The organism is Mailhella sp., assembly GCF_057866825.1.
The window spans coordinates 11,576-20,807 of record NZ_DBMAHT010000031.1 but is presented as its reverse complement, the minus strand read 5'-3'; the positions used below and the strand labels follow the sequence as shown (position 1 = coordinate 20,807).

Here is a 9,232-nt window from a genome sequence, read left to right as displayed (position 1 = left end):
TGTAACATCCACTGCAAACATGAGAATTGCAGCAAAGGTGATGTACAGGAAGAGTTTTATGGTGGAAGTTATTCCCGTGCTCTCCGGAATGGCAAAGCATATCAGCGGAAAGATAAGGCAGAAAAGAAGTTTCAGAAGCCGTTTCTTTTCTTCGGATCCCATGCCTGCCTGAGCGTCTGCCGACATAATTGACTCCTTCGTCATAAGGATATGGAGGAGAAGGCCACAATGTTGTGTCTGCCTGCAAGGAAGCCTGTTCCGCCGGTGGGAGCGGCCAGCGGAACAGGCTTTTTTATCGGACGTTCCGGGAATTACAGACGGCAGGCGGCGTCATAGCCGTTGCGGATGGCGTGACGGACGTTCTTCGGGCCTTCCGCGCAGTCGCCGGCAAGCCAGAAGGTGGGAGCGCAGTCGCGGAAGGCTTCGGCCTGATCCTGAAGGGCGCGGGTGCCGAGGGCGATGACCACGGTGTCGGCTTCCAGGAAGCGGACGCCTTCGGGAGTTTCCACTTCCACGCCCTTGTCGGTGATCTTCTTGCAGCAGGCCTTGGTCAGATAGGAGACATGCTCGTTGGTGTCGATTTTTTCCACCAGCACGATGCGCTGCGTGTAGCCCGTGCGGCGGGCGATGAACTCATCCATTTCCACCATGGTGACGTCGCGGCCGGCTTCGGCGAGGTGCAGAGCGCATTCGCAGCCGGTGTCGCCGGCGCCCACGATGACCACCTTCTTACCCACGGCGTCGCGGTTCACGAAGGCCTGCGTGGCCAGCATGACGTTCTTGCCGTCGATGCCCGGAATCTTGGGCAGGGCGGGCACGGAACCCGTGCAGGCGATGACCACGTCGGGGTAGGCGGCTTCGATGAGTTCGGGGGTGGCTTCCGTGTTCAGGAACACCTTGATGCCGAGCTGACCCACGCGATGGATGAGCCAGTTCTTGAATTCCATGAGCGGATACTTGAAGGACACGTAGTCGGCAAAGGAAATCTGACCGCCGAGGTGATCGCTCTTTTCATAGAGGCGCACTTCGTGACCGCGTTCGGCCGCGGTGATGGCGGCCTGCATGCCGGCGGGACCGCCGCCGATGATGGACACGACCTTCTTTTCGGTGGCCGGAGGAATGATGTCGGTTTCAATGCCGATGCGGGGGTTCACGGAGCAGGCGTAGCGCTTGACCACGTCTCTGGTGAAGCCGGTGATGCCGCCGCCGAAGACGCGGGCGTTCTTTTCATCGAGGCAGTTGAAGCACTTGATGCAGGGACGGATTTCTTCGCGCTTGCCGAGGCGGGCCTTGTTGGCCCATTCGGGATCGGCAATGACGGTGCGGGCCATGGCCACGGCGTCGCAGTGACCTTCGGCGATCATGCGTTCGGCGTCTTCAGGATCGGTGATGCTGCCCACGATGATGACGGGGATCTTGATGCCGTGCTTTTTCGCCGCCACGCCCATGTATTCGTTGGGGCACTTGGGCATGAATTCGGAGGGGAACATTTCGGGACGGCTGCGCAGCACGCCGCGGTTGCCGCGGGAGAAGTGGACGAGATCGATCTTGTCTTCGATCATCTTGATGAACTCGCACGCTTCATCGATTTCCAGACCGCCGGGCTGACCTTCGGTGCCGGAAATGCGGTATTCCAGCAGGAAGTCGGGGCCCACGCGCTTGCGGATTCTGTCCAGCACCATGATGGAGAAGCGGGCGCGGTTTTCCAGACTGCCGCCCCACTTGTCCTTGCGGTGGTTTTCCGCGGGGGAGAGGAATTCGCCGAGCAGCCACTGATGCGCGCCGTGCACGAGGCACATCTTGAAGCCGGCGTTCTGGAGGAAGTGGCAGGTTTCGGCAAAGTGATCGGCCACCTCGTCCATCTGCTCTTCGGTGATTTCATCCACGACCTGACCGTTGGGAAGCACGCAGCCGGAAGGCGCAATGGGGTTTCTGCCTCCGTTGACCAGCGGGAAGGCGTACTTGCCGCCGTGCTCGATTTCAATGGAGGCGATGGCGCCGGCCTGATGAATGGCGTCGGTCATCTGGGTGAGGTAGGGCAGGTTGTTGATGTCCTGCAGGTTCACGTTGTGGAAGTGAGAACGCCCGCGATCCTGATCAACGGCCGCTTCGCCGAGCGTCACGCAGGCCGCGCCGCCGAGAGCTCTGTTGCGGAAATGCGCGATGGACTCGGGACGGATGTAGCCTTCGGGCGTGATGAAGTGCATGGCCTGCGCCGTGGGCGCGGTCCAGATGCGGTTTCTGAAGCGGATCTTTCCAACCTGAAGAGGTTCAAAAAGATGGGGATAGGCACGGATCATGGCATACTCCTGTATAGCCGGCGGTGTGGCCGGGAATTTGCTTTTACCGGAATAAAAGCAAAAAGCATGCCATTTTTAAATATTTAGGAATATCAATGAGATAAAAGATTGTTTAACGATATTTCGTGTATTTTTTACTAAATACCGTGTCAATTTTTCACTATATTTTGTGAATCATAACGGATGCCCAGTTTCTGCATGCGGGCGCGCAGGGTGTTGGGATGCACGTCGAGCAGCTCGGCGGCTCCGCCCCTGCCGCTGATCTTGCCGCCGGAGCGCTCCAGCGCCCGGAGGATGTGCCGCGTCACGGCTTCGTTGAGTGTTTCAAATCGTTCGGAAACGGAGGGTGCGCCCCAGGAAACGGCCACAGGAGCCGAGGCCTGCTCCTGCGGCATGAACCGGGCCGTCGGAGAAATCACCAGCGGACGGCGCATGTCGCCCATCCAGAGAATGACGGCGCGTTCCACGGCGTTGCTGAGCTCCCGCAGATTGCCGGGCCACGGGTAGGCCAGCAGTTCCCTCATGTTTTCCGGGGAGGGCTCGGGCAGGTTCTGCACGCAGTATTCGGAACATTTTCGGGCGATGAAAAACCGTATCAGCACGGGAATGTCTTCCGGACGACGACGCAGCGGAGGAATGGCAATGGGAAACACGCTGAGGCGGAAGTACAGATCGGAGCGGAAGCTGCCGCTTTGCACCATCTTGTCGAGATTTCTGTGCGTGGCGGCAATGATGCGCACGTCGATGCGCCGCTCCTCGTCGCCGCCCACGCGCTCCAGCACGCCTTCCTGAAGCACGCGCAGAAGCCTGGTCTGCGCCGGAAGCGAAAGTTCGCCCACTTCGTCAAGCAGCAGCATGCCCCTGTGTGCGCGCTCGAAAAAGCCCTTGCGGGAAGCGACCGCGCCGGTAAACGCTCCCTTTTCATGGCCGAAAAGTTCGCTTTCCATGAGCGATTCCGGCAGACTGCCGCAGTTCATCTTGATGAAGGGCGCATCCAGGCGTCCGGAAGAGCGGTACAGGGTTTCCGCCACGGCCTCCTTGCCGGTGCCGGTTTCGCCGAGAAGCAGCACGGGGCAGTCCTGACGGGAGACCTGCCATATCATTTCGCACACCTGATGCATGCCCGGAAGCTGCACCAGCGGAAGATACCGCCCCGGCTCCTCCCGCTTTTTCCCCGCGGCTTTCAAAGAAACATGACGTCCGAAATACCGCATGAGATCGTCGAGAAGCGCAAAGGCGGCGTTCACGTGCCCTGCGTGAAACACGTTCTCTCCGCGGTGCTCAAGAACGATGAGCGAGAGAGAAACAATCAGGCGTTGCGCCATCACCGCCCGGATGATGAGCGCGGAAAACCTGCGTTCGGGAAAGAGTCTGTGAATCACGCCGAGGGTGATGCCGTGATCGTCCTGATCGCCGAGACGCACCACCCGCTCGGGCCCGTGACTCAGGGCCAGCAGCTGTTCGGGGGTGCTGTTCAGCGTCACTTTGCGCATGCCCGTGATTTCGGGAAACAGGAACATGCGTTCTTCGCCCTGTCGCTCCGTGGCTGCCGTGACCAGAATGTATTCCAGGGGAAAATATTTTTTCAAAATCCGGTGAAGTTCCGCCATGCCCTCGGGCAGAGGCATGTCCTTCTGGAAGAACTGCGCCATCTCGTTGAAAAGAGGCTGAAACGACGCATCCGGCGCATCAGGAGGAAAAAGAAAAGTAAGCATGGCATCCTCGGCGGTGTTTCCTTAATCCATGATAATTTTTCATGTGCCTGTCAATGCATTCCTCTTGTGGCGCATGAACATATGTATTTTCTCTGATGGCAGAGATGTTTTTCTGTCTTTATGGACAACAACAGGGGGAAAAAGGAAGATTTTTTCGATGTTGTGCATGAGTTTGGTGAAGAAATGGGCGATATTTTCCATGCGTCATACGTTAATATTTTTTCAAGGCAATAGATCCATGCATCATCAGCAAAGGGCAAGTTCGCCGCTTCGCGAGTTTGCGAGGGGGGAGGCATGGCAGTGAGGCTCTGGCATCATGACGGAAGGCAGACGCATTGGGGGATCACGCGGCGGCGAGATGATGCGGGGCCCCTTGCAGCACTGGCGGGCAGAGAGCGGCGATACGGCCGGAGGCTATGAGCGCTTTTCGGGCTGATCGGAAGGCGAGGGGCGTCTTTCCCCGGCGCGGAGAAAGAGCGAGGCGTGGGAGCGCCATGTGCGCGACAGCGTGGCCAGGAGGAAGCTTGTCCAGGCGAACAGAAAAAAGACCGCGCCGTAGTCCAGAAGAAAGAGGGCGGCGTTTTCGCTCCACAGCATGAAGGAGCTCTGCATGGTCAGCGGAAAGGTCAGTTCTCTCTGAAAAAAGGCGTGCAGGCCGTACAAGGCAAGGGCGACGCTCAGGCCGGAGGAGGTCAGCCGATAGCCGAGCGGACGAGGCGCGGCAGGAAAGCGCGCAAACGGGGCGCAGAATCGCCTGCCGTAAACGCCGAGATGGACGGCTGCAAGCAGAAAGCACCAGTGGGCGCAGAAGACGTGGACGGTTCTTGCGGAGAGCCCGCCCTCGAGTCCGAGAAAGGCGAACACCGTTCGGGAAATGGGCACGGCACTGGCCAGAGTGCCGAGCAGCATGAGAAGAAGCAGGGCGTTCAGCGCGAGCCGGGCGGCCCGCGTGACGTTGTATCGGCCCTTGAGCAGCGACTTGTACCAGGCGCGGTTGAGCCATGCGTGCGGAAGAAGGGCAAAGGTCAGCAGAACGCCCAGCCACTCATGGACCGCTCCGCCGGTATGGGGGGCGGCCATGAGCAGAAGAAACAGCAGAAGGAGCACAAGATCCGTGAGAACGGTTGCGGGCATGTTCATCGTTGACTCCGGGGCGCGACGGCCGACGGGAAAGCAGCTCTTCCCGGAAGCCGGATTCGGGAAATATTCTATTCTGATGCTCAGAATAGACGACGCCCGCATGAGGATGAAGATGCATTCTGGGCAAAAACTTGCCTGATGCTGCCAGTCGGAGCAAAAGTTTTTTGCCGGACGACGCGGGGCGTCGAGCAGCCCGGGGCGGGGCTGGCGTCAGACGCCTGCGCGCAGTCCGCGCAGGAGGCGGAACTGCCGCCGTTGTCCGGCGACGCTGCGGAAGATGGCGCGGCGCGCGTGTTTTCCAAGCGGAGTCCGGTGTTTGCCTTCATGATAAAACGACGGTAGAGCGATAGCAAATAGTTATAGCGAATACGTTGACATAGTTTTAAAGCATGGATTATGTTCGGCTGAACACGAGGGTAACAGCATGGAATTCCGTACGTTGCGCTCCTTTCTCGCCGTGGCGCGGGAGCAGAGCATTTCCGGGGCGGCCAGATCGTTGAACATCACGCAGCCGAGTCTTTCCCGGCAGATCATGGAACTCGAAGAAGAAATGGGCGTGAAGCTTTTGGAGCGCGGCAACAGCAAGGTGACGCTGACGCGGCAGGGCATGCTGCTGTGCAAGCGCGCCGGGCAGATCATGGATCTCGTGCAGAAGACACGGGAGGAAGTGACCGCCGCTGAAGAGGAAGTGTCGGGCGTTCTGCACATCGGCGCGGGGGAAACGCAGGCCTTCCGTTCTCTGGCGGCGGTCGTGCGGGATCTGATGACGCGGCATCCCGGAGTACGGTATCATCTTTACAGCGGCAACGCGGCCGACGTGGCGGAACGTCTGGACAAGGGACTGCTGGATTTCGGCGTGTTCATCGAGCCGCACGACGTGACGAAGTATCATTATCTGCGGCTGCCGCTTGCCGACCGGTGGGGCGTGCTCATGCGCCGGGACAGTCCGCTGGCCTCGCGCGACGCCGTGCGTGCGGAGGATTTGTGGAATCTGCCGCTCATCTGTTCCCGCCAGGCGCTGGCCGGAGGACAGCTCTTGAGCTGGCTGCGCGTTCCTGCGGACAAGCTTTCCATCGTCGGCACGTACAATCTGCTGTTCAACGCTGCGATGATGGCGGAGGCGGGCACGGGATACGTTCTTTGCCTCGACGGAATTGTGAACACGGCGGGGGTTTCGGCGCTGTGCTTTCGTCCGCTGACGCCGACGCTGAAATCCCATGTGGACGTCGTGTGGAAAAAGAATCAGCTCTTTTCGAGAGCCGCGGATCTGCTTCTTGCCGAGCTGCGCGAGAGAGCCTGAGCAGGCGGAAAGCTGCGCCGCGCAGAGAAAAGAAAAGGCGGTCTCCCTCCGTGCTGTGGATGGGAGTCCGCCTTTTTGTCGTCCGGCGAGCCGACCGGCGTGGCGCGGCGAGGAGTGTTTCGCGGCCTGAACGCCGTTGTGGAAGAGGATGCGCCAAGGCGCTTACTTCTGGAGCGGGGCGATTTTCGAGTAGCCGTTCCAGGCGAAGAGCGGACGTTCCTGATCGTCGGCGTACACGTTTTCCACGTTGCAGATGTAGAAGTAGTGATCGCCTACATCGACGAATTCCCGCAGACGGCACTGAATGGCCGCCGCGCTGTGAACGGGAATCTGAATGTCGCAGTCGGGCAGGCTCTTGAGTTCGATGCCGAAGTCCCTGGCCTTGCTTTTCGTTCTGCCGGTGGAGCAGCCGCACTGCATGACCTGTTTGGCCAGCGCTTCGCCCGGAATGGTCAGCACCACGTTTTTGTTGGCTCTCACGGTTTCTCCGGTGTAGGAGGGCTTCATCATGGCAAAGCCTATGGTGGCCGGTTCAATGCTGAGATAGGTCCACCAGGACACCGCCGCGAGGTTGGTGACGCCCGCGTCGTTGCGGGAACAGATGAGCGTTACCGGATTGGGCGAGGTCACCTTGGCCACATCGAGAAGAGGAATGTTTTTCATGGTTGCTCCTTGCATGGGTTTTCTGTTGAAAGTCGGGGTGAACGAGGCGGGGATCAGGCGTTTTTCCCCATGTCTTCCGCCGTGGTAAGCGCCTTGTGTCCCACCATGTCGCCCGCGTCGTTCACGCCGGTGACGAACAGACGTCCTCTGTCCTTCCAGCCTTTGAGGCCGAGCATCTGCCGATAGGCTTCCGCCGGTCCGGCAAAGGACCGCAGAAACAGGCTTTCACCGCACATGAGCAGCATGGCCTCCCGAACCGGCATGTCGCGCAGCTTCTGCTTTTTGGAGTAGGGATAGAGCCTGTCCATGACGCACTTGATGTGACCGCTGAAGTTGTACCAGTACAGCGGACTGCAGAACACCAGCATGTCCGCCTTTTCCAGCAGCGGCCAGAGCTTTTCAAAGTTGTCTTCCAAAACGCAGGGGCGTCCGGTGCTCCAGCAGCCCTCGCAGTGCAGGCACGCGCTCATGCGTTCCCGCCCCGCGGCAAACACGTTCACGTCGTGCCCGGCTTCGCGCGCGCCCTTGACGAAGGCTTCCGCCAGCACGTCGCTGTTGCCGCCCTGCCTCGCGCTTCCGGTAATGACCAGAATATTTTTTTTCTTGCCCGATGCGGGCGTGGAGAAGGATTCCACCTTCACGGCGGAGGTGGAGGACACGTGCCGGTACAGCGCATGACCTGCCGCCGCAAGCAGGGCGGCTCCCGCGCCGAAAAAGAGGTTGCGCCGCGAAAGGATCTTTTTGCCGTTGGGGGAAGAATTCGTGTCGCTCATGGCAGGTTCCGTTTACAGGGAGGTTTTGAAGCGGCGGCTGACCATGGCTTCCAGTTCTTCATCCGAGCAGGAGCGCAGCACGTCGTCGATGTCTTCCAGCACGCGCCGCTTGGCTTCGGCGTCCTTGTTGGAAAAGCGATAGTTGAGCGGGTTCAGGTAATGCACGCCGTCGTAAAAGACGTCTATGGTCAGTTCTGAAAGGAAGGTCTGCAGCTCTTCGATTTTTTCGCGCTCCGAAGCCTCGACGAATTCTCCGCGCGCGGCCATGTCCGCGAGGGGCGTGTGGGGAAAGATCGTCATGCCCGTGGTGGTGATGAGCTGCGGATGCACCTGATTGAACATGGCGGCCGTGGCGCTGCCGCTGGAGCGCCCCTTTCCCTTGCCGCCCATGCCGAGAATGTAGAACGTGATGTAGGTGAGACCGGCCTCGTCGAGGCGCAGCAGCTGCTCCACGACCTCGGCGGAGGTCTGCCCCTTGTTCATGAGCGCAAGCACGCTGTCGTCGCCGTTTTCCGTGCCGATGTAGAGATGCGTGAGGCCCATGTCGCGCAGTTCGCGCAGCTCTTCGTCGCTCTTGTGCCCGATGTCGGCAATGCGGCTCTGCATGCTCACGCGCTGGAAGTTCGGCACGAGCCTGCGCAGCACGCGCAGGTTCGCCTGCAGCTTTTTCGTAGGCAGGGCGAAGGGATTGGAGCCGGTCATGTACACGGGCGTATGGTCGGAGAACATGGGGCGCAGGGAAAGAATCTCGCGTTCGAGATCATCCTCCGTGACCGCCATGAAAGGGTAGCCGCGCGACACGTAGCAGAAGTGACATTTATTGTAGGTGCAGCCCTGGGTGGCGCGCAGGAGCAGGGAACGGGCTTCCTGCGGCGGGCGCATGGCTGGTTCCGTGAACGTCATGATAAGACTCCCGTGAAGGTTGAAGCTCTTGTCTGTATAAATTTTTAGTGATTACTAAATAAATGTCAAGGCGCGCAGCGCGAAGAATGTGCCGATGAGGATGCAAGACGACGGGCAAAGGATGCGCGGAGGATGTCGCGGGCGGCCTTCCGAGCCTTTGACAATCCATGAGCTTGCCGCTCTGGAGCGCCGCGGAACGCGGACGAAGATTCGGGCAAAAAAAAACGTCGGCCCGAAAGTTCGGACCGACGTTGCAACGGGCAGGCCGTGCGGCGCAGGAGCGTTGTGCGCTGTTCGGCAGAAGGCGGGAGCTGGCTCCCGTGCCCGCCGTTGCGGATCCGGCAGAGGCATGGCGTGCCTGACCTGCGCCCTGCCGGGATTCCGCATCCAAGGAGTTTGTTGTTTTGCGTCAGTTGACGGCGCAGGCAGCGAGGAAGG

General features: G+C 59.8%; 8 protein-coding genes. 1 reads left to right on the top strand and 7 read right to left on the bottom strand.

Annotated elements, in window-relative coordinates:
- From ACZM96_RS04920 to ACZM96_RS04905, 4 genes are all read right to left on the bottom strand, one after another.
- The coding region (locus tag ACZM96_RS04920) for a hypothetical protein (RefSeq protein WP_489487740.1) at nt 1-186 on the bottom strand (186 nt) is incomplete at its 3' end.
- A gap of 125 nt (nt 187-311) precedes the next feature.
- A complete protein-coding gene (locus ACZM96_RS04915; protein WP_489487739.1) occupies nt 312-2,300 on the bottom strand; it encodes an FAD-dependent oxidoreductase in 1,989 nt (662 codons plus the stop codon).
- Nucleotides 2,301-2,449: 149 nt separating this feature from the next.
- On the bottom strand, nt 2,450-4,015 hold the full coding sequence (locus tag ACZM96_RS04910; RefSeq protein ID WP_489487738.1) for a sigma-54 interaction domain-containing protein: 1,566 nt from the start codon (nt 4,013-4,015) through the stop codon (nt 2,450-2,452).
- A 414-nt stretch (nt 4,016-4,429) separates the two neighbouring features.
- Complete coding sequence (locus tag ACZM96_RS04905) at nt 4,430-5,155, bottom strand: hypothetical protein (RefSeq protein WP_489487737.1); 726 nt, start codon at nt 5,153-5,155, stop codon at nt 4,430-4,432.
- Between the two features lie 424 nt (nt 5,156-5,579).
- Here ACZM96_RS04905 and ACZM96_RS04900 point away from each other — a divergent pair, with 424 nt between their 5' ends.
- Nucleotides 5,580-6,455 carry a LysR family transcriptional regulator gene (locus ACZM96_RS04900; RefSeq protein WP_489487736.1) on the top strand — a complete coding sequence of 292 codons (876 nt, stop codon included), beginning with the start codon at nt 5,580-5,582 and terminating at the stop codon, nt 6,453-6,455.
- Between the two features lie 162 nt (nt 6,456-6,617).
- Here ACZM96_RS04900 and ACZM96_RS04895 read toward each other — a convergent pair whose 3' ends face one another.
- Genes ACZM96_RS04895 through ACZM96_RS04885 form a run of 3 tightly spaced genes read right to left on the bottom strand, consistent with a single transcriptional unit; the run spans nt 6,618 to nt 8,794 of the window.
- Nucleotides 6,618-7,118, bottom strand: a complete 501-nt coding sequence (locus ACZM96_RS04895; protein ID WP_489487735.1) for a flavin reductase family protein — start codon at nt 7,116-7,118, stop codon at nt 6,618-6,620.
- A gap of 53 nt (nt 7,119-7,171) precedes the next feature.
- Nucleotides 7,172-7,891, bottom strand: a complete 720-nt coding sequence (locus ACZM96_RS04890; RefSeq protein WP_489487734.1) for a flavodoxin family protein — start codon at nt 7,889-7,891, stop codon at nt 7,172-7,174.
- Nucleotides 7,892-7,903: 12 nt separating this feature from the next.
- Complete coding sequence (locus ACZM96_RS04885; protein WP_489487733.1) at nt 7,904-8,794, bottom strand: radical SAM protein; 891 nt, start codon at nt 8,792-8,794, stop codon at nt 7,904-7,906.
- Nucleotides 8,795-9,232 lie beyond the last annotated feature (438 nt).

What these genes read in the sequence shown, in the direction of transcription:
- ACZM96_RS04915 (WP_489487739.1), bottom strand. Translation starts at nt 2,300, where the DNA reads ATGATCCGTGCCTATCCCCATCTTTTTGAACCTCTTCAGGTTGGAAAG.
- ACZM96_RS04910 (WP_489487738.1), bottom strand. Translation starts at nt 4,015, where the DNA reads ATGCTTACTTTTCTTTTTCCTCCTGATGCGCCGGATGCGTCGTTTCAG.
- ACZM96_RS04905 (WP_489487737.1), bottom strand. Translation starts at nt 5,155, where the DNA reads ATGAACATGCCCGCAACCGTTCTCACGGATCTTGTGCTCCTTCTGCTG.
- ACZM96_RS04900 (WP_489487736.1), top strand. Translation starts at nt 5,580, where the DNA reads ATGGAATTCCGTACGTTGCGCTCCTTTCTCGCCGTGGCGCGGGAGCAG.
- ACZM96_RS04895 (WP_489487735.1), bottom strand. Translation starts at nt 7,118, where the DNA reads ATGAAAAACATTCCTCTTCTCGATGTGGCCAAGGTGACCTCGCCCAAT.
- ACZM96_RS04890 (WP_489487734.1), bottom strand. Translation starts at nt 7,891, where the DNA reads ATGAGCGACACGAATTCTTCCCCCAACGGCAAAAAGATCCTTTCGCGG.
- ACZM96_RS04885 (WP_489487733.1), bottom strand. Translation starts at nt 8,794, where the DNA reads ATGACGTTCACGGAACCAGCCATGCGCCCGCCGCAGGAAGCCCGTTCC.